This window comes from Candidatus Paceibacterota bacterium, from assembly GCA_035530615.1.
Classification (GTDB): domain Bacteria; phylum Actinomycetota; class Actinomycetes; order Nanopelagicales; family Nanopelagicaceae; genus QYPT01.
In genome coordinates this window covers 21207-48119 of record DATKUL010000002.1, presented here as the reverse complement: position 1 = coordinate 48119, position 26913 = coordinate 21207, and the positions used below count along the sequence as shown (strand labels likewise).

The window sequence follows — 26913 nt, the reverse complement described above, 5'->3', positions numbered from 1 at the left end:
TGAACTCACTTTTTAACTCTCGGCTTTTCTAATATCACTTCAATATCCTTTGCTTTGGAATTTGTCGAAAGCACTAAAAGGGGCCGGGCCTTGACGTCGGTCAGGAAGGGATCTGGATGATTCCATTCTTGTAGTGATCGGACCGTAATTTGGACCGGAAGATTCAACTTCGATTCGATTCGGTCCCCCACATCATGAATTTCAGCACGATTTGGATTTCCAAGCACCAATATGTCCAGATCGTTTGGAGAACGTCCTTCAACTCCCTCGAATCTAGCCGCCCATGAACCAAACAGTATGAGTGCATCAACCCCCAAAATAGTCGCAAACTCTTCTGCGACTACCGCTGGAGCCCCAAATGCAGCAATTACTATTTCTCGGATGGGTTTAAAGAATCTGCTTGACTGATCAGCGCGAACGAGTGTGGCATTTCCCACTTTACGTGTCGTTACTAGTCCTGCTTTTTGAGCACGGTCGACTTCGGTCTGTGTCAAAAAACCTGGACACTTCTCTGTTGATCGGACTGATCAGGATATTTGGCGACTCCAATTGCACTGTTTCCCGAAAAAAATTCTGTCGGCTAAGCAAATGGCTTAGTCAGCATGCTCTCAATATCCACCATGACGCTCACCACAGATTCCTCATTTTGGACATCTTTCAAAGCTGAATCTCCAGCTTCCATAAATGAAGACAAAATATTCTGGCGAATAAACTTTATGCGCTCGCTCGCCCAATCTTCATCAATCCTAAGCCTCCTGGCCTCAACAAGGAGATCGTCCTCCGAAATAGTAGAAAAATTGTACTTCGAGTTGATTCTCATGGCCGAGTTGTCGGTATATCCATAAGGTGCGCCTGTGGTCAGATCGTAAAGAGGGGCGAGACGTACTTCATGATTTACTAGAATTAATGAATAATTCTTTGCATGGGCATCTGGACACCGTCCATATATGTTGAACACTAAACCTTCAAAAAAGGCTCTTCCTACTGCCTCCCGATTCTCTATGACCGGAAACTTTGAAATCAATCTCGCTATCTCACCAACGCCGGGACCGCCATCTTCAAATTGATACTTCTTGGTCGGCGCGACTGAGAGTGCTTGGCAGAAATCTTCCTGATGAAGGCGTACGTATATGCCCGATTCTTGATTTAGCAGTCTGTCATACCTCTTGGCAATAAAAACCCTCAAATTATTGAAGGATGTAATCTCGCTTTCGCATACATTGAGTCCAAGTTTTCTAGCTGCCAATAAAGTTATGTGCTCCACGATGTCTTGGTTCTTAAGTTTTTCCGTCAAAGGTTTCAAGATATGCGTGGATGGGTGAGAGTCAGTGGGAACAAACCACTCCCCTTTTGCTGATTTATGTAATGCAATTTTTGGCTGCGCCCCAGCAAGACTAATCTTGCCGCTATTTTTGATTATGACAACGCCATCCTGGTATTCGGCGATCTTGCCCCTCAACTGATCCTCTATCTCGCCCTCATAGATTCTTCTCAATTCCTTGTCATCGCTATTGCTTGTCGGAGTTTCTCCTTCTGGATATATTTCGACGGCTCCCGCCACATCCCGGCCAATATATTTTAGTAGCGCAAAGGGATTATTGGGTGACTCGCTAAATCGCTTGCCTAGCGCTTTTAGGGCGTTTTCGTTGTCAGGCAACAGCCCTTCCAAGTAAGCACGGATCGATCTATTGGGATGCATGGGCACCTGTATTGGCATAGAAAGAGAAAGGGGTGTTTGTTCTTCTGAGTATTCCTCGTCATATTTAAATGCGAGACTTCCTCCGTCCTTCTGTGTCACACGTCCACACAGGATTCCATTTAAGTAAAGGTCAAGACATCCAGACATTTTCGGATTCCTTGTTCTTTAGATGCTCTGCCGATAAATCCAATTTGTTTGACTTATCATCCCTATTAACTTCTATCACGTACCCCAAAGTCGAAAACACATCTAGAAGTAATCCAAATTCCACATTGACTTTCCCGTTTTCAACCTCATTTAGCCAACCTCTAGAAACGCCTGAAAGTTTTGCCAGTTGAGCTTGTGTCATCCGCGATTTTTGACGCAGATCTCGCAACTGCGAACCTAAGGAAAGTAGTGTCAGTTTCATTTTTCCTCCTTTGTAGGCGTACGTGTACAATACTCTTTGTAGGCGTACGTGTACACCATTGCCGTCAGCAAAAGGGTGAATTGTCTCAAATTGGGCGTGGGAGGGAAAAATGCGCCTTTATCCGCCAACAATGCCGCGGTTAACCATGAAACTCACCGCGTCGTTCATATTTATTGGGACGATCTTCTTATCCAGGTTGTCCAATGCCCATACTCGAAATATCTCATCAACAAAGCCCTGACCAACGGCTTCGACTTTCTCGAAATCCAGTTGTATTTCACTGAATTTTCCAAGTCCGGTTAGCAACCTACGCGCTTCACTTCGCGATACAAAAGTCATACCAGTTTCGAACAGTTTTACTGTTGGACGGGTGCGTACAAAATGATGGTCAACGGTGAATTCCTTAAACACATCAAGGTATTTTCGCGCGGTATACACCTGAAGTCGGCAGGACACTCGTGTCCCTTTCTGGTACTTCACTTGGCCGACGCTGAAATCGCCGCGAAGATTGTCTACAGTCCATTGAATTCCATCCGACGACAATTCAAATACATCAACTGCTTTCGAAGTAAAGAAAATACCCTCGCCGGAGTGAGCTTTAGGCGCTGTAGTTTGTTTTCCCTTCGACAACTCCGCCACCGACTCAAAACGATTGTCGAGCTTGAACTCCCTCATGATCTTGGAATAGACCCCGCAGCCATTGTCGACGATTTCGAAAGACCAAACATCTGGCGTCACCGCAAACTTAATCTTTGCTTCGCTACCTTCTGAGTGATCGATAGCGTTGTTCAACATTTCATTAAAGGCCATTGGGATGATGTCGGCTGCCCCGCACTTTGTGTCAAGATCGAGCATCTGCACTATTTCTTGCCAAACCTCGTCTTCCTGCAAGCCAGGGAGCGAGACGGTCTTCTCCCAGCCCACCGTGTCATCTTTGACCACTATTCGCGCAAGGCGGGAAGGATGTCGATTCTTTGAACGAGTTGCCAGCGCATCCTCGACGGCTTCGATTTCAAATACCCGCTGGCCACCTTCTGTTCGCTCACTTGGGATGATCCCGGTATCTGCAAGCCGACGTATCGTGTTTTCATGCAGTCCGACTGCCCGCGCAAGTTGGCCTATCCGCACCCGTCCTGACATCGGCCTACCCTCCAAAGCTCTAAAACCTCACTATTTCGAACTCCTGAGCGGAAATCTAACATATCTAGTGAGGTATTGCTCCAAAGTTAACCAAAATAGTGAGGTTTTGTAGGAAAAGAGCCACATTGGTGAGGTTCGGCCTCAAAATCTAACTACTCGAACTCTACAGAAACCGAACTGGAGATCCATCAAGGGCGACACTCAATCGTCAAAAATTAGGCGAAGCAGTAAAGTTCCAAGTCACTCAGTTGGGATGTACATGGGCGCACCACCTGTCAGCGATATGACTGCACCTTTAGCAGTCAGGCTTCGCCCTGCCAGTATCCAGGACCTGCTTGGCCAGCAACACCTTCTCCAACCGGGCTCACCCCTCGTGCGTTTGATCCAAGGGGAGGAAAAACACATAACCAGCGTCCTCCTTTATGGCCCGCCCGGCAGTGGTAAGACGACCCTTGCCAAGATGATCGCGCACTCTGGCTCGCGCGTATTTGTCGAACTCTCAGCGGTGAGCTCCGGGGTTACCCAGGTCCGTGAAGTACTGGCGCAAGCGCAAAAAAGACTGACGGACGAGGCAAAAGAAACCGTCCTCTTTATTGACGAGGTACACCGTTTCTCCAAAGCACAGCAGGACGCCCTGCTTCCCGGAGTTGAGAACAGGTGGGTGACACTCGTTGCCGCCACCACAGAGAACCCGTCCTTCTCCATCATCTCCCCACTACTCTCGCGCTCCATTGTTCTAACCCTGCGCCCCATCCCCGATGCTGAAATCGCCGGGCTCATCGACCGGGCTATCACCGATGCCCGCGGTCTTAACGGCGAAGTCACGATTTCGGCGCAGGCAAGAGACTCCCTCGTCCGGCTCGCAGCCGGGGATGCGCGCCGCGCGCTCACGTATCTAGAAGCTGCAGCCGGGGCGGCCAGCGGTGAGATCACAGCCGAAGTTCTGGGCCGGGTCGTAGACCGCGTCATCGAGAACTATGACCGGGGCGGGGATACTCATTACGACGTAGCCAGCGCTTTCATAAAGAGCATACGAGGCTCTGATGTGGATGCCTCCCTGCATTACTTGGCGCGGATGTTGGAATCAGGTGAGGACCCACGCTTCATCGCCCGCCGCATCATGATCAGTGCCAGTGAGGACATCGGCATCGCCGACCCCGGCGCCCTGGGTCTCGCTGTTGCGGCGGCCCAAGCAGTAGCGCTGGTGGGTATGCCCGAGGCGCGGATCATTCTGGCCGAGGTGGTCACTTACCTGGCGTGCGCGCCGAAATCCAACGCTGCCTACCTCGCCATTGAATCGGCCATTGCCGACCTGCGCTCATCCAAGGGCGGACCCGTACCACCGCATCTGCGGGATGCCCACTCAGGAGCGCTGCGTGATAGCCAGGTAAATGCGGCGCGAGAGTCGGCCTCCTACATCTACCCACACGACAACGCACTGGGGGTTGCGCAGCAGCAGTATTTACCCGACGCTCTCGTGGGCACGCAGTACTACCACCCGACAACTCACGGGTACGAAGCGCGCGTCAAAACTGCTTTAGAACAGATTCGTAAGATGCTCGGGAAAAACTAGAATCAGAGTAAATCAAAACGATCCGCCATCATGACCTTGTTCCATACGGTTACGAAATCATGAACGAACTTCTCCTCGGCGTCGTTGCTTGCATAAACCTCTGCGATCGCCCGCAGTTGTGAATTCGAACCGAAAACTAGATCAACCCTGCTGCCAGTCCACTTCACGACCCCCGTCTTGCGATCATGCGCGTCAAAGAGTTCGGGATTTTGTGGATTCGGATGCCAAGCCAGATCCATGTCGAGCAGGTTGACGAAGAAGTCGTTGGTCAATGTCTCTGGTTGCTTCGTCAAGACACCTATTTCGGAGCGAGCCGTGTTTGCGTTTAGAACGCGCATGCCGCCAACAAGAACAGTCATCTCCGGAGCAGTAAGTGTAAGAAGTGAAGCACGATCAAGGAGCAGAAACTCTGCTGGTTCTTGAACTGCCCCATTGAGATAGTTGCGGAAACCGTCCGAGGCGGGTTCGAGAACTGCAAAAGACTCCACATCGGTCTGCTCTTGCGAAGCATCAGTGCGCCCAGGAGTAAATGGAACACGAATATCGTGACCCGCGTTCCTAGCAGCTTCTTCAATCGCGGCACAACCAGCAAGGACGATTAGATCTGCCAGCGAGATTTGCTGCTTACCGCTATTGAATTCCTTCTGGATTTCTTCCAGTGACTTCAACGCCTTGGCTAACTCGACTGGGTTGTTCACTTCCCAATTACGTTGTGGTTCTAGGCGAATCCGAGCTCCGTTGGCACCACCGCGCTTGTCGGAGCCGCGGAATGTTGATGCTGATGCCCACGCAGTTGTGACGAGTTGGGAGATAGAGAGCCCCGCTGCGAGAATCTTCTGCTTAAGTGTTGTGACTTCCTCCGGTCCCACCAATTCGTGCCAAACCGCAGGAAGTGGATCTTGCCAAATCAACCGCTCCGCAGGTACCAATGGCCCGAGGTATCGTGCAATTGGGCCCATGTCGCGGTGCGTCAACTTAAACCACGCTCTCGCGAATGCATCTGCAAAAACATCCGGGTTTTCGAAGAAGCGACGTGAGATGGCTTCGTAAATTGGGTCTGTTCGCAATGCGAGGTCTGTCGTGAACATAACCGGGGCATGGCGCTTCGAGGGATCATGCGCGTCTAATACGGCCTCTGACGCTTCACCATCTTTCGGAATCCACTGTGTCGCACCAGCAGGGCTCTTTGTCTGCACCCACTCATACCTAAACAAAGTTTCGAAATAATCGTTGTCCCAAGTTGTCGGCGTAGGTGTCCAAGCACCCTCGAGACCACTGCTGATAGTTTGCGCACCATTTCCAGTTCCGAATGTGTTCTTCCAGCCAAGTCCCATCTCTTCGATAGGGGCGGCCTCTGGTTCTGGACCGACGTACTTATTTGGGTCAGCTGCACCGTGTGCCTTGCCGAATGTATGTCCGCCTGCAATCAGGGCGACTGTCTCCTCATCGTTCATGGCCATGCGACTAAACGTCTCACGGATGTCGAGTGCCGATGCAAGAATATCTGGATTGCCATTTGGCCCTTCAGGATTGACATAAATAAGTCCCATCTGAACAGCGGCCAGAGGATTTTCCAGAACGTGCTCTCCGCTATGACGAGAATCTGCGAGCCACTCGGCTTCCTTGCCCCAGTATGTTTCGTCCGGCTCCCACACATCCGCCCGTCCCCCACCAAAGCCAAAAGTTTTCAAACCCATTGATTCAAGTGCGCAGTTACCGGTGAAGATTATGAGATCGGCCCACGAAATTTTCTTGCCGTATTTCTGCTTGATCGGCCACAACAAGCGGCGTGCTTTGTCAAGATTGACGTTATCGGGCCAACTATTAAGTGGTGCAAAGCGCTGCATGCCAGCTCCGCCACCGCCTCTTCCATCGGACACGCGATAGGTGCCTGCGCTATGCCAAGCCATGCGGATAAAGAATGGTCCGTAGTGACCGTAGTCAGCTGGCCACCAATCTTGCGAAGTCGTCATCAACTCTTCGATCTCACTTTTGAGTGCTTCAAGATCGAGGTTTTTGAACTCCTTTGCATAGTCGAATTCTTCGCCCATGGGATCTGCCATGGGTGAGTTCTGCTGGAGCACCTTGAGGTTTAGTTGGTTGGGCCACCAATTTTTGTTAGAGGTGCCCTCATTCGTTTTCTTACCGCTTGGATATGGGCAGTTACTTTCGCTTTCCATCGGTCCTCCAAATAGATTCACACCAGCGACTCCGCTGATCAAAGAGTAACGTCTCCCGATAAATTCTCAACTTGGCCCAAATGCAAACTCTTAATCACCACGTCGGGTTTCGAGTCCCTCACAATGTATTTTGTTACGCGTAATGCTCCATCGGATCATATATCTCTATTTTCCGATCTCAAAAATGATTTTGCCGCGAGGTGAAGGTGCCCGGCGTAATGCGTCCATAGCTTCTCTATAACCTTCCAGTGGAAATCGATGCGTTACTAAAAATGTCAGATCCAATTTTCCAGAATTCATTAAATCGACAGTTTCTTTCCACGCCGTGCGTGAATATCCGAAGGATGCAAAGACGCTGAGATCGCCATTGATGAGATCATCAATCGAAATAGGTGTATGAACATTCGGACCAGTGAAACCAAACAGCAAAAGTCGTCCACCGCGCACCAATTGGCGAATTGCTTCGGATATTCGCGAACTAGCACCCGACGCATCAATGATGAGATCGTACTTTTCAGCCGATGGGTTGCGCATGAAGAGATCAACTCCTGCTTGTTCGGCAAGCACAGATTGACCCGCTTTAAGACCCAGCATATGAACCTCAGATGGCTGCCAGTTGCGTATGAGTTTTGCTGCGATTAGAGCGATCGTTCCATCACCTATGACAAGGACTTTCGACCCTTTCTTCGGTTGGGCTTTCATGAATCCCTGAGTGACGACCGCCGCGGGTTCTACCAAGGACGCTGATTCGTTTGTGACTAAATCGGAGATGACGTGGACCAAGTCGGCGTTGACCACAATTTGTTCGGCGGCCGCTCCAGCTCTTGTGAAGCCCACCTCATCGTATGTCGTGCACCGATTGGTATTTCCGTCCACGCACTCAAAACAGATTCCACAAGGAATAATTCCTTCAGCTACGACTCTTGCCCCTACTTCAATCGATTCAACATCGGATCCAACTCTGATTACGCGACCACACCATTCGTGGCCAAGGACAATCGGGTAGTTCACAAAAGCGGGATCGATCTTGCCGTCGATTATCTCTACGTCAGTACCGCACACTCCTGTCACAATTGGCGCGACTAATACCTCACCAGACAGAATTGCCAACTCCGTGGAGTCGTTAATTTCAAGGTGATTGTGACCATCAGCGATTAATGATTTCAATATGATCTCCGATCATTTTTCCGACCACGAAGTTCTTTGGTTAATTGATCTGCGTACTCGACTACTAACTTACCCAACTTCTCCACTTGATCTTGCGACATATCAGTTTTGACGCCAGTCGCACTAATCGCACCTGCGCAATTTCCGAAATGATCGAAGAATGGCGCACCCACACAGAAGATTCCTTGGGCATCCTCTTCATCATCGATCGCATACCCAACGAGACGGATCCTCTCGATCTCTTTCTTTAACCCGGTCAAAGTTGTTATGGACTTCTTCGTTCTAGCAACCAATCCGCACTCTTTTACAACTACTTTGATTTGGGCATCACTTAACTGAGCCAAAATGGCTTTGCCCGCCGAGCTCACATGAGGAAGCTCCTTGATCCCAAGCGGGGTATAAAACCGAACGAAACCAGCTCCATCTACGCGATCGAGGAAGATTGGAAAACCGCCGTCATTTCGAGCGACTCGAATTGTTAGCCCACATTTGTCGCTTAAAAGTGCCAAAATGGGACGTGCAACTGCAATCAGAGGATCGTGGGCTTCGGCCAAATCCCCAAGTCTAATCAACATCATGCCCGGCACATATTTAGGTCCGGTCTCCACCGAACGGAGGTAACCAAAGGCCACAAGGGTTCTCAGTGTGGCCAAAGTCGCGCTCTTGGACCCACCAACCATTTTTACTATCTCAGACAGGGACATTCCATCCGTGGGTCCGGTAACAATTAACTCCACCAACTCCAAGGCGCGCGCAACACTTCCGACCAGTCCCGACACTGATTCAGACATGATCCCCCATAAGTGATTGACAATTCCTGTCCGTAAGTAATACTAAAGTACCGAACGGTGTTCGGCAATACCGAACGGATAAAGTTTACCAACTGCTACTCATGGAGGACGAATGCGTAAAAAAAGAATTCTCGTTAGCGCCGTGGCTATGGCCCTTGCGTTCGCGGGTATTGGGTTAAGCGCTTCAAACGCTAACGCCAGTACGAAAACCACCCTGACTATCTGGCACAACTTGGGAACCACTCAGAATGCCACAGCCGTGCAGGCGCTTACAGATGCCTACACAAAATTGCACCCCAACGTAACTTTCAATCTCGTTAGCCAACCGGCCGACAACTACTTCGCACTACTGCAGGCTGCTGCCGTTTCCAAAAAGGGCCCTGATATGGCTCTAATGTGGACTGGTCTCTTTGCATTGCAATATAAGAGTTATCTGACGAATCTTAAGAAAGTTATCCCTGCGGCAGCTCTGGCTCGCGAAGGTTCCTTGAACTGGAGTTCACCAAACTTTGATGCTGCTAATGGTCCATACGTGACGCCCTTTGATCGTCAGTTCTATATTGGTTTCTACAACAAGGCTGCCTTAAAGAAGGCCGGCGTAGCTGCAGTCCCAACCACCTGGAACGAACTGTATGCGGCATGTACAAAGTTAAAGTCTGCTGGATACACGCCAATCGTTTACGGTAACGGTGGTCAAAGTCTGGGCGCTCTGTACTACCCATGGTATGACGCAAGCTACATCGCCATCGGACAATCATCCGTAAACGGTCTTCGCGACCTTTATAGCGGTAAAAACCAATGGAATTCAAAGGCAAACATCGCCTCGTACACTAAGTACGCAGCCCTGAAATCAAAGGGATGCACCAATGCCGATGTTCTAACCAAAACGAATAACCTCGATGACTTCCTGAGTGGCAAAGCTGCCATGATCATTGATGGAACTTGGGATACAAAGAAGTTCACCGACGAAATGGGAACCAATGTTGCGGCATTTGTCCCACCTTTCTCCGACAAGCCAATTAAGGGTGTCGTTGAATTCGCTGGTCAGGGCCTTAGCCTTACGAACTATTCCAAGAACCAGAAGGCTGCTGCTGACTTCTTGAAATTCATGACCACTTTGGCTGCCGCGAAGATTGTCGATGGAGCTGGTCTTATCTCCAACGTCAATGGATCAACGACATCTAATCCAGTTAATCAACAGATGTTGGACTTTGCTGCCAAGAATGGTTATGCCCGTTATCCAATGCTCGACAACGTATTGCAAGGCGACGTTGTTGATGCTGGAAATAAAATCCTTCCATCAATTTTGGGGGGGAAGACGTCTGTAGCAGGCGCCTTGAAGCAAATGGCACAGGTCTGGAAAAACTTGTTGCCAGCCAAGCGTGGCAATTCATACAAGTAAAAGGCAATACTTCTCAGCAGGTGATCGCAGGAGAGCGAAGCACGCTTCGCTCTCCTGCACAACATAAAGCCACTTTAAAGACGTTTGAAACTGACAATAAGAGTGATTAGGTGAGATGAAAGTTATTAATCGGGATCTGGGTCACCAGCGTCGTAGGGTCGGCATTCTTTTTATGCTGCCCGCCCTCGCATTGGTCAGCGCTTTTCTTGGGATTCCAATTTTCCAAGCCATGTATTACTCCTTCACTCAATGGGATGGACTTACAACGCTCTGGGTTGGCATCGGTACCTACTCCCATGAATTGCATAATCCAATTTTTTGGAGAGTTCTTGAGAACAATGGCCTCCTTCTCATCGGGATTCCTGTTGCAATGATGTTACCGATGGGTCTTGCCTTCCTTCTTAACGAAAAGGTCCCCGGTTGGAAAGTTTTTCGAACGATCTACTTTCTTCCAACGGCAATTTCATGGGTGGTTATCGGAATGGTTTCCCTTCGATTTTTCGCACAAGAGGGACTTCTTAATGGTCTGCTTAAAGCATTTGGACTTGGCTTTGTACATACCGATCTTCTCTCCTCGGAGAAGGGCGCACTCTTAGCAGTCTCCTTTACCTTTATCTGGTCAATGATCGGCACGAACACCATCATCTTCTTAACCGGAATGGCAACTCTTGATAACTCACTCAACGAGGCGGCCCGCATGGATGGTGCCAGCAGCATACGCATCTTCCGCAGCATTACACTTCCTCAACTTCAGCGGTTCATCCAGTTCTCCTTCATCATTACCGTTATCAGTGCCTTCACGGCTCTCTTTAGTCTTATCTTCGTAATGACGGGTGGCGGGCCAGGTTTCGGAACCACGACCCTTGAATTCTTTATCTACCAGAGTGCATTCTCGCGCGGGGATTTCGGCACGGGGGCAATGTTGGGTGTAATCCTCTTCTTCATGATGGCAGTCTTAGGAATTGGTCAATTGGCCATCTTGAGAAATAGGGACGGACAGTGAAGCGAAAACAGATCTGGATCTTTGCGGTCATGTCCCTTTTCGCGGTGGTTATGATTTATCCATTCTTCTTTATGATTAACACCTCGTTTAAATCAAATACCCAATTCCTCGGTTCCCCTGGACATTCGTGGCTCTCTTGGCGCAAACTCTTCGATGCATTGCCCGTCGGTCGGCAACTTCTCAATTCCACCGTCGTCTGCGCTGGTGCGATCACGATCATCTTGGTCGTCAGCACGATGGCCGGTTTTGGACTTTCTAAACTTCGATCTAAGCGATCGTGGATCTTCTTCCTAGGTATCGTGGGCGCGATGTTGATTCCACTGCAGTCAATTATCATCCCGGCATACATCAATGCCAGTCACTGGAATCTGCTCTCTGGCTACTGGGGTGCGATCTTCCTTTACGCAGCTCTGGGCACACCCTTCGCCACTTTCTTGATGACCTCTTACTTCCGTGGCCTACCAGATGAACTCATCGAAGCGGCTATTTGCGACGGCCTCAGTTATCCGCGGATTTTTAAAAAGATTGCACTGCCGTTGGCAGTACCTGCAATAGTCACGATCATCGTTCTGCAATTTATCCAAATTTGGGACGACCTTCTGGTTGGACTTCTTTTCATTCAGGATCCAAATTACCGCACCATCACTGTCGGTCTCGGTGCCCTCTCGGCAGGGCGAACGACAGACATCCCCGTTCTCATGGCCGGTTCATTGTTGAGTGCGATTCCCGCCGTGGCTATCTATTTAATCTTTCAACGCCAGCTTGTTAATGGATTGACTGCAGGAATTGGAAAGTAATGTGCAACGAATCGTTGGAGACCACATAACCGTTGAAGTCGATCTTCTTCGTGGCGGTCGAATCAGTTCGGTGAAATGGAAAGATCTCGAATTCGTACTTCCCTACCGTGATGGCCCTATGAATTGGGGTTGGTTTGCTATGGTCCCCTGGGCCGGTCGCATTGACAGAGGATTCATTAAGGATGCTTCAGGGACCAAATTCGTTCTGCCAACTCATTGGGATCCACCCCACGCCGAGCACGGGTATGGATTTATCTCATCATGGGAAGCCACTGGACCGAACACATCGCGTCTCGAGATGCCCGCACCATATGCGCCCGGATATGCCGAACAATCTATAGAGGTATCCGGAAACACAATGAGGTGGTCGCTCAATTATTTTGCGAACGGGTGCACGCTTCCTGCATGGGTAGGTTTTCATCCGTGGTTGCCGAGAATAGTCGGAGGTCGCGAAATCGAACTAACTATTGCACCTGGAAAAATGTTGCTCCGTGGAGAAGATGGAATCCCCACAGGCGACCTCGTCGAAATCCCACCTCGCCCTTGGGACGATGCCTTCTTCGGAGTGATAAAACCCCCAATGGCACGATGGGGGAATATTGCACAACTCGAAATCACTTCCTCGGTTCCTTGGTGGGTTGTTTACGATGAAGATCCTCTGGGCATATGCGTCGAGCCACAGACAGCTCCGCCAGATGCAGCCAACTTAGGCATCTCAGGCGCGCATTCAATCTGCGCCAGGTTTATTTTTTCGGATTTGTGACTCATCGCAACCCCCGGATGATTTACAAAGAAAGATTGAATCTAATAAAGTGTTGCAATGACCGGTTGAGACTAAGAAAATATCAAGCGGAACTATTGACCAATTACGAGGCAGTGATGCGTATCGCGGCAGGACCAGACCCTAAGAAGTCGAGATTGACATATAATGGCAGCATCGTTAGCGTGTCGGCATATGAGTAATGGCACTCATTGACTCTCCCCGGTCGAAGGAGCAAGGCTCATGCAACTGAAGTGGCTCAGCAAAGGCAGAAATACGGTGGCAATCTGCTCGCTCGCTGGCGTCTTTCTTTTCTCATCCTTTTCAACTCCTGCTTTTGCGGCCGATCAAGTTTTTGGACCGCTGTTGCCAGACGGTACGAGTGCGATTCAAACCGAGCAGCCAAAGATCGGATCGATTGGTTCGCTCCGCGGACCGCTCCAACTCACACCATCTGGGACTGTTCAACCTAATGAAATCACTGTTGCGTCTAGTGGAATGCAGGGACCTGTCGGTCCAGCAGGTCCGCGCGGACTCAAAGGTGAAACTGGTGCAACGGGACCCGTCGGTCCTGCTGGATCAATCGGAATGCAGGGACCAATTGGTCCGACTGGTCCGCAAGGGACCAAGGGTGACACGGGCGCTACTGGCGCAACCGGAGCGACGGGGGCCACAGGCGAGACGGGTGCAACGGGAGCCACAGGTGCGACTGGTGAGACAGGTGAGACAGGCATGCAAGGTCCAGTCGGTCCCACAGGTCCGCAAGGGGCTAAAGGCGATAAGGGTGACAAAGGCGATAAGGGTGATACCGGTGCGGTCGGACCTGCTGGTCCTAAGGGCGATACTGGTGCAGTCGGACCGGCTGGAGCGATGGGCCCCGCTGGCCCCGCCGGTGCAGCGGGAACAGCAGTACCGATATGTGTTGGCTCAAAAGGAGATGTTGCATGGGGCGTGTGTTCTGACAAAGGGGGCACCACCTACTACATGATCATTAAGTCTTAGGGATAGGAGTTAGCGCATAGTGATAGTCAATATTCCCGACGTAAATCGAAGAAACTCAATGCTCAAACGTGTGGGTATCGGGATAGTCATTGCAATAGTCACTTTTACCGTAACTTGGGCGATAACTTCGAATAGGGAAGTCAAGGTCACTTTTGTTCAACCGGACGGATCGAGTCAGTCCATAACTAATGGGGTCCCAACTAACGAAGCTTCAGCGAATCCAACAATTTCGGGTCAAGTTGCCCTTACCGAGGCGGAACTGCGTTCGGCGGTGAAGACTCATGGAGTACCAATATTTTGGGCCGGTCCTATGCCGGGTGCTCGGTACGCCCTTGATCACATAGCTAACGGCCAGGAATTAGTGCGTTACCTGCCCAATGGTGAAGGCCTGAATGATGTAAAACAAAACTATCGAGTGATCGCTACATATCAAGATGCCAATGCTTTTGAAACAATGCAAACCGCCGGAAAACTGGATACTGGCGTTAGCATCACCAACCCTGATGGTTCGCTGATCTACTACGCAAAGGCGACTCCAACGCACGTCTATTTGGCCTTTCAAGGTTTGGCATTTCAAATCGAGATCTTCGACCCAACCCCTGGTGTTGCACTTAAATTGGCAACCACACCTGGGTTGATTAAGTTGATTAACTAATCATTTACCCTTGGCATAACCTCCGGAAAGGAGGAGCACGGCATGTCTGACGAAAGTGCTACGCCTAGGAACGCCCCTCAGAAAGTTGGCAAAAAGGGCCAGACAATGGTCATCTACCTTCCTGAGGGCGCGGTCATAATTGATCGCTCGGATGTAACGTCAGGATCCCTGCCGGCGGATATTACTACCGAGAACATACTCTTTAAAAAGACCCATGAGCCCATTAAGCATCACGGACGAGAGCACCAACTGGATTGGTTACACATCTTCAATATCTCGTTCATCGCATTTATCGCGCTCGTCGCCTTATTTCCCACTGTGCTCTCAACGTACTTTGGGACTGCGGTTTACGCCTCAAGTTCAAGCAGTGCGCAGGCTTCAATTTACCAAGGGGATCTGATGGTTTCCAAGTTACTACCTGTTTCCGAATTGAACCGTGGGGATGTACTACTTCTTCGCAATGAATTCTCTTGGGATTTTGAGGTGCGTCAGGTCACGTTTAGTTCGACATCAATAGATGGCGATTTGACCACAATTGCTAGTGAGACTGAGACAGGCGCGGCGAGTTCGGATTCTTACGTCCTCGACAGCGCAACTCCTGTCCGCAAAATTACGAGTGTTATTCCAAAACTTGGTGATGCGACGATCATTCTCACTTCGATTGCGGCAAAGATAGGGATCGGAATTTCCTTGCTTGCGCTCAATGTTGTCGTCCAATTTCGCAGGGCGCGACGACGTCGAACCATCTGAAGGACTTAGCGTGGCTGTTCGTACGCATCTGAGTCCTACCTCAGTTGAATTCTAGGGCAGGGAGACTTCAAGTGTCGGTCCCACATTCACCCATTGAAAATCAACCACATATCGCAGTCGTCGGCGGCGGAATCAGCGGATTGATGAGCGCGAGAACGTTGAGCCAGCGAGGCGCAACCGTCACTTTATTCGAGGCTTCAGAACATCTCGGAGGACAAATTCAAGGTGTGCTCCTTGAAGGTCACCAGGTAGATGTCGGCGCCGAAGCCATTCACCTGAGTGGACCTGGGATGCAAGCGCTAGTAGACGAATTGGGCCTTAGCAAATCACTAGTGCGTTCAATCCCAGGAACGTCATGGCTTTGGGGTGGTAAGACTCTTCATGCACTTCCCGCAGGCGTCGGCCCATCAGGGCCGCGCAGATTAAGGCCTGTACTGGAATCGCGCGTGATGAACGTAACGGGATTACTTAGAGCGGCATTGGAACCAATCATGCGCCACCAGAAATTGGATGGGGATACTTCCGTAGGCACATTCATAGAAAAAAGATTTGGACGACAAGTAGTTGATCGACTCGTAGATCCCATCTTAGGAAGTTTGCATGCGGGTGACGTCTACACCTTAAGTCTTAGAGCGACTACACCCGAATTAGCGCCAATAGCCGATACAGGACGTTCAATCATGGTGGGCAAGCCAGGACAGAAGAAGACTCCTCCAATGTCATTCGCCTCCTGGCCCGATGGCCTCACCACCTTGGTAGATCACCTACTGGATGATGCGCGCGTATCCGTAAAAACATTGAGCCCAGTGACATCCATTTCAAAAAATGCCTTTGGAAAATATCTACTGGAGCTTCCTGGCCCTGATTCTCAAGTCTTCGATGGCATCGTCCTGGCTGTTCCCGCCAGAATCGCAGCCGATCTACTTCAAAGTCTCTCGGGCAAAGCTGCCGACTTGTTAAGAAAAATTCGCTACGCATCCGTTGCTACCACCATCCTTGCCTTTCCTCGAAACGAGTTGGAGAAAGTTAAAGCGCTAAAGGGAAATGGCGTGCTTGTTCCATCATCTAAAAATCGCCTGCTGAAAGCCTCGACCTTCTTATCCACTAAATGGCCGCACTTTGAAAAATCCAAATATTATTTTCTCCGGATATCTTCTGGACGGGCCAATGAAAATTTATTGGAAAGTCTTGATGACGCGGCGCTGCTCACTCGATTGCTCTCGGATTTAGAGGAGATCGTTGGGATTAGCCAGAAACCATCCTTTTCCTACACTCATCGCTGGCCACTCGCCTTGCCGCAACTCGAAGTCGGTCATCTAGATTTGATAAAGGATGTGCGAGAAGTACTAGAAGCCCATCCTGGCATCGCTCTGGCGGGCGCTTCTTATGACGGTATCGGCATTTCCGCATGCCTTCGCTCTGGGGAGCGTGCTGCCACGCTCTGTTTAGAAACTGTTAAATCGAAATAAGAGTGCTGGATATTGCTTTAGGTTGGTAAGCGCATGCGGGGTCTTCGCCAAGTGCATCTCCAGTAGCCGCAAAGGCACGTGCCCGTGATCCACCACATAAATCAGAATATTCGCAGTACCCACATCGACCCGAAAATTCAGAGGCTCTAATTTGAAGAAGAAGTGGATTGGTTTGATAAATCTCAGCAATCGGAGTGGTGCGAACGTTGCCTAGTGACTGAGGAAGGAATCCCGCCGGATAAACATCGCCATCATAAGCAATAAAGACAATGCCTTTCCCGTCGCGAGTGGCCGTTGTGTGAGCGCGAACGCGTTGCACTGGAGCGCCCATTAATTCGACAAGTTCATTAGACAATTTGATGTAAAGATCATTCGTTGGACTACTGTCTCCTGCCAGGCGCCGCGTTACGACTCGTCGGAAAAAAGGCGCCTCAACAGTACGAATAATGAATCCATATTGAGATGCATCAAAAAGGAAATGCGAAATATCCTCATGCTCATCCGGCGTAATCGCCTCGGTGATCACACCTCGACCAACCTGAACCAAGAAGAACACTTCCCAGATATGGGCTCCCGCCTCCTGAACCAGCAAGGCAATCTTGGCAAGCTCGTCCACGTTTGACCGCATTACGGTGGTGTTCACTTGCACCGTTAATCCAGCTGCCGAAAGTGCCCTAATGGCATCTACAGTTTTTTGAAAATGACCAGAAATGCCACGAACGCCTTCATGGGTCGCTGGAAAGGCTCCGTCCAAACTGATCGATACGGCTTTAACTCCGCTCGCCACGATTCGTTCAATCATCTGGGGCGTAAGTTGTGGCGTCACGGAAGGAGAGAGAGCCACCGGAACCCCAAGGGAGGTGGCGTAATCGACTAATTCAAAGATGTCTGCACGCAACAGGCAGTCCCCACCAGTCAGGACCAGGATTGGGAATGGACGGCCGAAACCCGCAACTTGATCAATAAAAGCTTTGCCCTCTTCGGTCGACAATTCCCCGGGCAGGGGCTCGGAAGTGGCGCTGGCCCGGCAGTGAAGACAAGCCAACTGACAGGCACGGGTCGTTTCCCAGAAAACAAGCATGGGGCGGCGGGCATAATCAATGTGTGCGCCTGTCATCAATCCAGTCGGGTGAGCCACTTAGGTATCTTTCCACTGAGAGCAGGCTCTCTTCCCCGAAACGACAAGTGCTGGCACTCGAAGACGGTGATTGATACAGATCAATCACCTATACTTCAAAAATGCCGGATGAAGGGAGACCGCTCACATCCGAGGCGGAATTAGCACCCATCTTCTTACACACTGGTTGGCGCACCGGCGGAACCGCTCTTTCCTTCGCCTTTCGCGAACAACCTGAATGCACGCTCTTTTACGAACCAATCAATATTGCCCTGCGTAATCCCGAGAAAGCCTTCCTTGCAAGTCCCGGCAAGTGGGACTCAAGGCATCCCTCGAGCGCTCCCTATTTTAATGAGTTTAAGAAGTTCCTCACCGAAGAGGGCTCCATTCAGAATTTTCCAAATCTCGATTTATTCGCGTTCGATTCACCAAGCCCAGAGTGGCGATACGAATTAGCCAGATACCTACACATGCTCGTTGATCACGCTCAGCAAGAGGGCAAAATTCCGGTATTTAAGTTTACAAATCTTGAAGGCCATGTGGACTTTCTCAGGAGTGAATTCCCATCTTCTACAAACATTGCTGTCGGACGTGGTCGGCAAGACCAACTATTGAGTTGGTTTAGTCAGGCCGCCAATCGCAATTACGAATTTTTTAAGGCAGGCTCAAAAATGATCGGCACCGACCAGGCCAATGCATTCATAGGAAAATTGAAATTGAAACCACTTACAAATGATGACATTGCTTCATTAGTTCAGGATTTTAATCAGTACCGTGATTTAGTTGATGACTTCCACAAGAAAATGGATGCAGTAATTGACATCTCTCCGGAAGTGACTTTTGATCCTAAGGGAGTTCTCGAATTCGTAGCAAAGAATCATTCCCCGCAACTAGCCATCTGGAATATTGCTCTGGACTACCTGATCAAGAGTCGTGTCCCAATCTCGGAAGAAGATGACCGCCTACAGAGGGCATACATTCAAACTATATTGAAAGATCGTGAAATTGATTTAAAAGAGAGTGAACTGGCACTAAAAAATCGGGAAATTGCCAACTTGCAAGCACAACACCAACGGCTGATTTCTTCCCGAAGTTGGAGAATTACCGCACCATTACGACGCATTACCGGTTTACTAAAAAAGGGCAGTGAATAGTGAAGCTAGTCTCTGCCCCATTTGACTCTCTCCCAGATTCGCTCGTGAAAGTAGTAGAGAAAGATCTTAGTAAATAGTTCAGTTGCCGATATCGCGATCGCAAAAGACATTTTGCGGGTAATGAGTATGGAGAGAATGAAAGTATCCAATGTTCCGGTCAATCTCCAAGTAATGGCCTTCGTGAGAGAACGACTACGTATACTTTTACTCATACCCACCTCTTTTCCAATTCACCCGCATTTAGGAAGCAGACTAGCCGCGAATTTTACGCAACGAGTCTGCAATTCCGTTCATGTGAGATTAGTTTCCGAATAGTTTCGCCATAATTCTATTCACGTTCTCTTCTACTGGCGCTGTTCCGTCGAGCACCAGCTCTGGATGTGTCGGTCGCTCATAGTTTTGACCAACGCCGGTGAAATTGGGGATTTCACCTCGGCTAGCTTTCAGATACAAGCCTTTTGGATCTCGCTGCTGACATACCTCTACAGGAGTGTCTACAAAAATCTCTAGGAATTCTCCCTCTTCAAAAAGGGCCCGAGCTTGGTTTCTGTCAGCCTCAAATGGACTAACCAGTGCACCAATGGCTACAAGCCCCGCATCCACCATTAATCTGCCAAGTTCGGCAACTCTTCGCACGTTTTCCGCACGATCTTCCTTAGTGAATCCCAAATCCTTATTTAATCCAAGTCGAAGATTGTCACCGTCGAGAACATACGTGTGCAAACCACGTGTCACTAATCGCCTTTCAAGGTGATCGGCAATAGTCGACTTTCCCGAACCCGAGAGACCAGTCAGCCAGATGAACCGAGCCGCTTGATTCTTCTGACTCGAACGAATGGTCTTGTTTACTTCATAGCCCTGAGAATGAATATTGGAACTCCGGCGCAAGGTGTGTAAAAACATACCGGCACCGACTGTCTTAGAGGTGAGACGATCCACCAAAATAAAATTCCCATATTCTCTCGATTGATCATAGGGAATGAGAGCTAAGGGCACGTCGCAGGCAACTTCAACGCTTCCAATTTCATTCATCTGCAAATTACGAGCAGATAATTGAGCACCTGAATGAATATCGAATTTACTCCGGATTTGGGTAATAATTGCCGGAGTTTGAGTTGAGCCATTAATCAGGAAATAAGAGCGTGAATGAATTAAAGGATCTTCGTCAAGCCAGACAAGATTTGCAGTGAAGCGATCGGTGAACTCAAGAGGCTCTGGACTCTTAGCGATAATGTCACCGCGGGTCGCATCAATATCTGGCTCCAAGACCATGGTGGTAGCAAATGAATTCTCTGCAATTTCCACATCCCCTGAATAAGTGACGATCCGGGCAATTTTCGCCGTCTTATTACTTGGGTAAATGCGAATGCTATCCCCGGTTTTGAAATTTCCTTCACTCACGGTGCCAGACAACCCTCTAAAATCTTGCGCTCTTGAAATAAGTTGTACACGCATACGAGCGCTTTGATCTTCAACCTCTGGAGGTGCCCACGTTTGAATCGCTTCCAGCAAAGATGGACCTTCATACCAAGGCAGATTCTCACTTCTTACGATGACGTTATCGCCCTTTAATGCACTCATCGGGATCGTAATTACCTTTGCGATCTTTAGTCGTTCTAACACAACCTGCAAGTCGGTTGAAATTTCGTCGAAGATTTTCTGATCAAAATTGACGGCATCCAACTTATTAATGGCAACAATTGCCAGGTTTACGCCCATTAATGAGCAAATCGTTAAGTGGCGGAGGGTTTGATCACGCACACCCTTTGTCGCATCGACAAGGACAATGGCAATATGCGCGCGCGAGGCAGCAACCGCCATATTTCTTGTGTACTGCTCATGGCCAGGTGCATCAGAAATGATGAGACGGCGACCATCCAATAAAGACATAGACCGATAGGCAACATCAATTGTTATTCCCTGCTCCCTTTCGGCCTCAAGACCGTCGGTTAGTAGGCTGAAATCAATCTCATCAGTAGGAATCGTGGATCCACTCCGACGCGTCTTTCGTGCCGCCGAAATAGTGTCATGCGGGACGCTCTCGGTCTCGACAAGTAAGCGTCCAATGAGGGTGCTCTTTCCGTCATCAACGCTTCCGCAAGTCAACAACCTAACAATCGAAAGATCCATCAGAAATACCCTTCCGATTTCTTCTTCTCCATTGAATCTTCCCTATCTCCATCTATCAACCGCGTCGCGCGCTCACTCAGAGTCACCTCTAGTACCTCTTTTACAACATCTGTAATCGTGAGCGCCTCAGATTCAACTGCCGCAGTCAATGGATAACAACCCAACGTTCGGAATCTCACCATCCGCATTTCTGGCACTTCACCCTCATTGAGGCGATATCTCTCATCGTCAACCATGATGATCTGATCTCCGCGAAGCACCGTGGGTCTCTCCTTGGCAAAATACAACGGGTTAACGTCAATATTCTCTTGCAAGATGTAATGCCAAATATCGGCTTCCGTCCAGTCTGACAACGGAAATACCCGCATACTCTGACCGGGAGCCAATCGTGTGTTGTAGGTCCGCCAGAGCTCCGGTCGCTGATTCCGCGGATCCCAACGGTGTCCTGATTCTCGAATACTAAAAATTCTCTCTTTGGCTCGACTCTTCTCTTCATCGCGTCGAGACCCGCCAATAGCTGCATCAAAATCGTATTTATCCAAAGCCTGCTTCAATGCCACGGTCTTCATCACTCGGGTGTACTCAGAAGCGCCATGGTCGAAGGGATTGATTCCCGCACTTATTCCTTCTTCATTTGAGTGCGTAATTAATTTCAAGCCGTATTTCTCGACGACCTTTTCTCTGAAAGTGATCATCTCCTTGAATTTCCACGTGGTATCCACATGCATCAGGGGAAACGGAATTGGAGCGGGATGAAATGCTTTGAGTGCAAGATGAAGGAGGACCGATGAATCTTTCCCAATCGAATAGAGCATTACCGGGTTGCGAAAGGTAGCCGCACTTTCCCTGAGTATCTCAATCGACTCACTTTCAAGACTTCGAAGGATCCTGGAATCTACTTTCATGCGTTCGAATTTTCGATTTTTACGAAATCGAAATCCGATATCTCTTTGTTTATCCCTTGGGACTTCAGGGTATCTAAGTATCGAATTTGGCTCTCCTGTTTGGCATCTTGTTTTAAGGTTCTTGGGGTTAATTCAATGGAATCAGAATATATCGAATCCTCCCAATCAATAAATCGGATCACTGATCGCATGACTTCTGGCTCAAATAGACGCTCATACTCCACGTCCAAGACCTCGCATCCCGCTGCACGCGCGATCTTCAAATTCTCAGCATAAAAACGCTCGTTCACCTTAATGTACCCCTGGAGTCTCTTCTCATTGACATCAATCACGACGTCAGTCGAGTCTTTACCATGCCAAACGCCCGACTCGTGGGCCTTCATGTGGGAAATATAGCGATCCAGGTGATTGCGTCGAATGAAGACAATTTGAGGCTTAAATTCCGTGATGATCTTCGCCAGCGTCTCATCGTGAAGGTGATAAGGAAATATTTTGAATATATGAATTCCTGGATTTTTGAGTGTGCTACGAATAACTCTAGTTGGGTCAAGTCTTGCCGCTTCAAATCGATAATACTTCCAGGCTTTCTTCTGTCCAAAGAAATTAACCAGGAATCTTGCATGGAAAGTTGGGTACATTTTAGAGATCTTATAAATGATATTTGACCACTGATTGAATGCGAAAAATTCTCCGTAGTAACTAAAGCCGGTCTCTGGTTGTTTCAGCAGACTACCTAGAGCGGTTGTACCTGAGCGCGGGAATGACATAATAAAAACTAATTTAGATTTTGTGGTGTCGGGTTGTGGATTTGCTAGATTCTTTAAAGACACGACCGCAAAACTTGCAGCATAAGAGGGGAAAAGTCTGGCAGCATTCAACCCAGCGTGAAGCATCTTAAAATCCCGGATGATCATTACCATGATGGCACGATTATACTAGGTGTTCTCTCCTTTATTTCCGCTTTCAAACGCGGACTCACTTTGCCTTTGCGGACTTTGATACCACTTTCTTTACCATGTGGGAAAGATTGGCGATATCTGAGGGCCTTCTTACCTTCAAAACTCGCAGTACTCCAACTCTAATTAATCGGTAGTAGTAACGGCGGCCACGGGTATCTTGGAAAACAAACCGCTCTACTGAATTCCAATGCAATCCCCACGTCATTTCTAAGTTTCGATAACTTGATCCTGGCAAGCGTCGAGCCCGTGCAAGGGCGGGTGCATAGATTACAAACGTGCGGTGATCATTGAAATCTACAACTCCCTCCAAACCGTTGCCTGATTTAGATATAAACGCACGCATGCCAGAAAAATTTATCTGTGAATCCAGTTCGCCTTCAGTGAAATATATATATGGAGTGGGTCCCAGTTCAATTAAGTCAAGAATCTGGTGCGGGCTCAATTTCATAGTTCCTGCCAGTTCTTCAAAACTAAATCGGGTGTCCCCTGAATGCAGACCGTAAATCCTTCGTAAGGAAGAGAGTGGGTCATTTCGCAAGTCATATCTCTCGTGCAGCGCCTTCCAAGGGCCGAAAACTCGAAAACGCACTTGAATACTCTTGTCGGAGAAGAATCTTTTCAACACTAGTGCAAATGAATCGAAACTCATGCTTCGAGCGTCGATCAAGACTTCGGCATCTGGGACCTTAAAATTTATCGGACTGCCTTTACGTAAATATCCGAGTCCAGGGATGTAATTGGCCATATTCGGCCTATTGTGTTCGAGCACCATGGACATATTTTCTTCAACTGTACTTACTCCAAGGTGCCAAGACTTTGCGTCCCGTTCTGGCACAAGCCTTAGGCCGGCCATAAGTGATCGCCAACCAAGTTCAGTATCTTCAGCCATTTTGAATACGGGGTTATACCTCCCGATTGAATCCCAGGTTCTCTTTTTTATGGAGAAAGTTGCACCCACCACGGCTCTGAAGCTGTCCAAATCTGGACTTCGCAAATCGTCCGTGAGTTTTAAGAGCAATTCCCAAGAATCCTTGCCCTCACTTTCAGAATACAAAGTATCAAATTGACCAGCCAGAAGTTTCTCATGAAGGGACTTAGGCTGGTAATCCCAGTTTGCGACGAACCTCTTCCATCCGAGAACCAAGTAATCATCATCGTTATGGTGCCATTTCATATGCTCTGAGAGATGCTGCGGATCAAAGACCATATCGGCGTCATGCATCCAAAAGACATCCGCATTTACTTTACCTGTAGCAAAATTTGTAGCTTGCGTCTTCCCCCACTGCTCATCAGTATTAGCGAATTTGATAATCTTTGTGTTTTTGGGCCTTATGGGCGGCAATTTCAATCCAGGAGTGGAACCATCATCAACTATGACTAATTGAATCAATTGTTCCGGATATGTTTGGGCGGCAAGTGACGCCACGGAAAGATCTAATTTTTCCTGACCATTCCTACAACAAACAATAATCGCCACCGAGAGACTGGGATCAGAAGCAAGGGTCAAGTTCTCTGGTCGGTCATACCTCCACACTTGACCTGTCATTTGCCTGTACCAAATTCTTCCGACTGCCAAATGCCAATCCTCTGTTCGATAGAATTATTGAGGTATTTGGAGTAATGAGTGACGTACGTCTGGGGAGTCAGGCTGCGTCGATAAATGTAGCCATTGCCATATGTTCTAAAAATACGTCCGCCATGAGATTTCACTCCCGACAGAAGAAACTTATCTACCGCACTTTTCCCTTCGCCGAACCAGCCCGCAGCCTGTCCTGCATCTCTTCTTACAAGAATTGTCCCGCCACAAACCCAGTCATCCCATTCTTCGACGGAAGAAATTCCGGCAGCCAAGACCTTGCGAGTAGTCAGATCTAAGTCTTCAATATAAATATAATTCATCGCTTTGCCTACGACATCGGCTCCTTTATCAATAAGTGTGTCCAGCAAATCCTGCAAATGCTCTGGACCATAGATGTCGTCATCGTCCATCTTTGAAATATATTGTCCACTCGAGTCGGCAGCCAAGACACTCAAAATTGATCCTAACGTTTCATGCCTTTCAAAATTCTTTATCTTCACATCGACGTTGCGATTCTCTAATTTTCTGATCAACTCCTTGTGCCTACTATTCAATGTGAAATCATGAATACCAATCATCAATTCAAAATACGGCAACCCCTGCTTTGACAACTGGTGCAATATCTGCGAAAAATCAGTTGGTCTTGCAGTGGAAATAACAACGGATAGTGAAGGGTACGTTTCAATATTCGACCGTCTGATTGCGCGTAGTGCTTTTAGTGCGTTGACTTCCTCTTCATAACTCTGATCACCCATTGCCTTCATCTAGGGATCATCTCTTGGGGGCGCATAAATTGGATGATACAACTTTTGCGTCAAATTTCTCAATCAGACGTGGCTTTGATGGCTTCGCGGCGGAAGAAGAGGAGGTAGAAGAAGCCGAGGCAGAAGGTCTGACCACATCAAAGATCACTTGATCCTTATTCAACCGGTCAAAGAGGTTTCGGGCTCGGACTGAATCCCACATCACAACAGAACCAATTCCAGGCGCATAGCCGTTTGAATTTGAGAGTGGAACCGTGAGAGTTCGAACCTTGCTGGCAGATAAATTGCCAAGATTTTGAAGTAACGACAATAAGTCATTAGACCCGAACCCAGGATCTGTAGAAATTGAACCAATAGAGGCATTAAATACTTTGACCAACGCTGTTGGATTCAAAAGGATCCCCGCACTTGTCACTTTGTGGAAGACCGAACTAACAAATGCTTGTTGTCGCTTCATTCTTCCAATATCACCCGTTCCGTCAAATTCGCGAGTACGTACATACGCAAGCGCTTGAGCTCCTTGAAGCGTGTGTACACCCGATGACATGACCAGATGACTCTTTGGATCATTAATTGCAGTCTTGCTGCATACCTCGATACCGCCCAACGAATCAACAATTTTCGTAAATCCAGCGAAATTGATTTCAACATAATGATCTATATGTAGTTTGGATTTGCTCTCTAAAGTCTGAATGAGCAACGGGGCGCCGCCCCAGGCAAATGCAGCATTTATCTTGGATTGGACCGGACCCTCAACCAGTTTGCCGGAACTATTAATATGCGAAGGGATCGTTGCCAAAGTATCCCGGGGAATAGAGACAATCACGGCGTTGCTACGATCTTTACTGATATGAACCAAAAACATTGTGTCAGAGCGCCCGCCCGCTGCCGTCTTGGTACTCCCGACCCGCAATTTCTTCAGTTCGGTTTTCGTAAGTCCGCTCCGTGAATCTGAACCCACAACTAAGAAATTGAGGGACTTTGACTCTTTCACGGCACGGGTCTGCAGTCCCCCGAAAACATCATTATGGGATATTGAACCTACGACTCCATTGAGGCCAACCCATGAGAGAAGTGAAGCAAAGACGACTCCCAAAGATATGGCAGTCACAATCTTCACCAATCTCGGACTCGACACCGACAGATTGTAGCAATCGCATCAACGGAACAGAAAACTTGCTAGCTGCCCTTTATTTTCCTTGCCTAAAACTATAGATAAGAGTTGCAATTCTAAGAGTCCGACTCCAAATTTTCGTTTGCCCGACCATCAATGAGCCTTCGCATCTGAGCGTACTCAGTTACTTTAATTTCGCCTGAGGCCAACCTGCGATCGAGTACTTGCCGAGGGCTCTCAATTTTTTCAGCAGGTGCCCCACGTTGGGTGATCCAACTTATGAGCCAAATGCTGAGACCAATAAGCAAAATCCAAAACAGCCCCATGAACATCATCCCGCCGCCCCACCATGTTGTTCCATAACCATCCCAATTCATCATTTCGTCCTCCTTGG

Annotated in this window: 26 protein-coding genes; 10 read left to right on the top strand and 16 right to left on the bottom strand. The window is 48.7% G+C overall.

The window, feature by feature from the left end; all coding sequences use genetic code 11:
* Positions 1-5: 5 nt before the first annotated feature.
* The 4 genes from VMW30_03230 to VMW30_03215 all read right to left on the bottom strand — a co-directional run bounded on the left by VMW30_03230 (position 6) and on the right by VMW30_03215 (position 3248).
* A complete protein-coding gene (locus VMW30_03230; protein ID HUW87375.1) occupies positions 6-494 on the bottom strand; it encodes an ArsR family transcriptional regulator in 489 nt (162 codons plus the stop codon).
* Positions 495-580: 86 nt separating this feature from the next.
* On the bottom strand, positions 581-1798 hold the full coding sequence (locus VMW30_03225; protein HUW87374.1) for a HipA domain-containing protein: 1218 nt from the start codon (positions 1796-1798) through the stop codon (positions 581-583).
* Between the two features lie 31 nt (positions 1799-1829).
* Positions 1830-2108: a helix-turn-helix domain-containing protein gene (locus VMW30_03220; GenBank protein HUW87373.1), complete on the bottom strand. Its 279-nt coding sequence runs from the start codon at positions 2106-2108 to the stop codon at positions 1830-1832.
* 117 nt (positions 2109-2225) lie between these two features.
* Complete coding sequence (locus tag VMW30_03215; protein ID HUW87372.1) at positions 2226-3248, bottom strand: DUF4325 domain-containing protein; 1023 nt, start codon at positions 3246-3248, stop codon at positions 2226-2228.
* A 259-nt stretch (positions 3249-3507) separates the two neighbouring features.
* Here VMW30_03215 and VMW30_03210 point away from each other — a divergent pair, with 259 nt between their 5' ends.
* Positions 3508-4821: a replication-associated recombination protein A gene (locus VMW30_03210; protein HUW87371.1), complete on the top strand. Its 1314-nt coding sequence runs from the start codon at positions 3508-3510 to the stop codon at positions 4819-4821.
* Positions 4822-4823: 2 nt separating this feature from the next.
* Here VMW30_03210 and katG read toward each other — a convergent pair whose 3' ends face one another.
* The 3 genes from katG to VMW30_03195 form a co-directional block, all read right to left on the bottom strand.
* Complete coding sequence (gene katG, locus VMW30_03205) at positions 4824-7001, bottom strand: catalase/peroxidase HPI (GenBank protein HUW87370.1); 2178 nt, start codon at positions 6999-7001, stop codon at positions 4824-4826.
* Between the two features lie 165 nt (positions 7002-7166).
* Entirely contained in the window at positions 7167-8168 is a 1002-nt protein-coding gene (locus VMW30_03200; protein HUW87369.1) for an alcohol dehydrogenase catalytic domain-containing protein, read from the bottom strand.
* Positions 8165-8959 (bottom strand): IclR family transcriptional regulator, encoded by a 795-nt coding sequence (locus VMW30_03195; GenBank protein ID HUW87368.1) that lies wholly within the window; start codon positions 8957-8959, stop codon positions 8165-8167. Before VMW30_03195 ends, VMW30_03200 begins: the two co-directional genes overlap by 4 nt.
* Before the next feature lie 112 nt (positions 8960-9071).
* Between VMW30_03195 and VMW30_03190 the strand changes: the two genes are divergently transcribed.
* The 8 genes from VMW30_03190 (at position 9072) to hemG (ending at position 16797) form a co-directional block, all read left to right on the top strand.
* Complete coding sequence (locus tag VMW30_03190; protein ID HUW87367.1) at positions 9072-10361, top strand: extracellular solute-binding protein; 1290 nt, start codon at positions 9072-9074, stop codon at positions 10359-10361.
* A 115-nt stretch (positions 10362-10476) separates the two neighbouring features.
* On the top strand, positions 10477-11364 hold the full coding sequence (locus VMW30_03185) for a sugar ABC transporter permease (protein ID HUW87366.1): 888 nt from the start codon (positions 10477-10479) through the stop codon (positions 11362-11364).
* Positions 11361-12161: a carbohydrate ABC transporter permease gene (locus tag VMW30_03180; GenBank protein ID HUW87365.1), complete on the top strand. Its 801-nt coding sequence runs from the start codon at positions 11361-11363 to the stop codon at positions 12159-12161. The genes VMW30_03185 and VMW30_03180 overlap by 4 nt, the downstream gene beginning before the upstream one ends.
* Before the next feature lies 1 nt (position 12162).
* Complete coding sequence (locus VMW30_03175) at positions 12163-12924, top strand: galactose mutarotase (GenBank protein HUW87364.1); 762 nt, start codon at positions 12163-12165, stop codon at positions 12922-12924.
* Between the two features lie 240 nt (positions 12925-13164).
* Positions 13165-13923 (top strand): hypothetical protein, encoded by a 759-nt coding sequence (locus tag VMW30_03170; protein HUW87363.1) that lies wholly within the window; start codon positions 13165-13167, stop codon positions 13921-13923.
* A 19-nt stretch (positions 13924-13942) separates the two neighbouring features.
* Complete coding sequence (locus VMW30_03165; protein HUW87362.1) at positions 13943-14578, top strand: hypothetical protein; 636 nt, start codon at positions 13943-13945, stop codon at positions 14576-14578.
* A 42-nt stretch (positions 14579-14620) separates the two neighbouring features.
* The gene (locus VMW30_03160; protein ID HUW87361.1) at positions 14621-15328 is read left to right on the top strand and encodes a hypothetical protein; all 708 of its coding nucleotides are present in this window, start codon (positions 14621-14623) and stop codon (positions 15326-15328) included.
* A gap of 71 nt (positions 15329-15399) precedes the next feature.
* Positions 15400-16797 carry a protoporphyrinogen oxidase gene (gene hemG / locus VMW30_03155; protein ID HUW87360.1) on the top strand — a complete coding sequence of 466 codons (1398 nt, stop codon included), beginning with the start codon at positions 15400-15402 and terminating at the stop codon, positions 16795-16797.
* Here the strand turns inward: hemG and VMW30_03150 are convergent.
* Positions 16784-17935, bottom strand: coding sequence for a TIGR04053 family radical SAM/SPASM domain-containing protein (locus tag VMW30_03150; protein ID HUW87359.1), 1152 nt, complete (start codon positions 17933-17935; stop codon positions 16784-16786). The genes hemG and VMW30_03150 overlap by 14 nt on opposite strands.
* A 101-nt stretch (positions 17936-18036) precedes the next feature.
* Between VMW30_03150 and VMW30_03145 the strand changes: the two genes are divergently transcribed.
* Positions 18037-19068 carry a hypothetical protein gene (locus VMW30_03145; protein ID HUW87358.1) on the top strand — a complete coding sequence of 344 codons (1032 nt, stop codon included), beginning with the start codon at positions 18037-18039 and terminating at the stop codon, positions 19066-19068.
* Positions 19069-19073: 5 nt separating this feature from the next.
* On the opposite strand, the gene VMW30_03140 is transcribed toward VMW30_03145, so the two are convergent.
* The 8 genes from VMW30_03140 to VMW30_03105 all read right to left on the bottom strand — a co-directional run bounded on the left by VMW30_03140 (position 19074) and on the right by VMW30_03105 (position 26899).
* Positions 19074-19280 (bottom strand): DUF2061 domain-containing protein, encoded by a 207-nt coding sequence (locus VMW30_03140; protein HUW87357.1) that lies wholly within the window; start codon positions 19278-19280, stop codon positions 19074-19076.
* Between the two features lie 88 nt (positions 19281-19368).
* Complete coding sequence (cysC, locus tag VMW30_03135; GenBank protein ID HUW87356.1) at positions 19369-21198, bottom strand: adenylyl-sulfate kinase; 1830 nt, start codon at positions 21196-21198, stop codon at positions 19369-19371.
* The gene (gene cysD, locus VMW30_03130) at positions 21198-22103 is read right to left on the bottom strand and encodes a sulfate adenylyltransferase subunit CysD (protein HUW87355.1); all 906 of its coding nucleotides are present in this window, start codon (positions 22101-22103) and stop codon (positions 21198-21200) included. Before cysD ends, cysC begins: the two co-directional genes overlap by 1 nt.
* The gene (locus VMW30_03125; protein HUW87354.1) at positions 22100-23023 is read right to left on the bottom strand and encodes a sulfotransferase domain-containing protein; all 924 of its coding nucleotides are present in this window, start codon (positions 23021-23023) and stop codon (positions 22100-22102) included. Before VMW30_03125 ends, cysD begins: the two co-directional genes overlap by 4 nt.
* A gap of 55 nt (positions 23024-23078) precedes the next feature.
* Positions 23079-24608: a glycosyltransferase family 2 protein gene (locus tag VMW30_03120; protein ID HUW87353.1), complete on the bottom strand. Its 1530-nt coding sequence runs from the start codon at positions 24606-24608 to the stop codon at positions 23079-23081.
* Entirely contained in the window at positions 24605-25405 is an 801-nt protein-coding gene (locus tag VMW30_03115; protein HUW87352.1) for a glycosyltransferase family A protein, read from the bottom strand. Before VMW30_03115 ends, VMW30_03120 begins: the two co-directional genes overlap by 4 nt.
* 7 nt (positions 25406-25412) lie before the next feature.
* A complete protein-coding gene (locus VMW30_03110) occupies positions 25413-26543 on the bottom strand; it encodes an LCP family protein (GenBank protein HUW87351.1) in 1131 nt (376 codons plus the stop codon).
* Between the two features lie 92 nt (positions 26544-26635).
* The gene (locus VMW30_03105) at positions 26636-26899 is read right to left on the bottom strand and encodes a hypothetical protein (GenBank protein HUW87350.1); all 264 of its coding nucleotides are present in this window, start codon (positions 26897-26899) and stop codon (positions 26636-26638) included.
* Between the last annotated feature and the right edge of the window lie 14 nt (positions 26900-26913).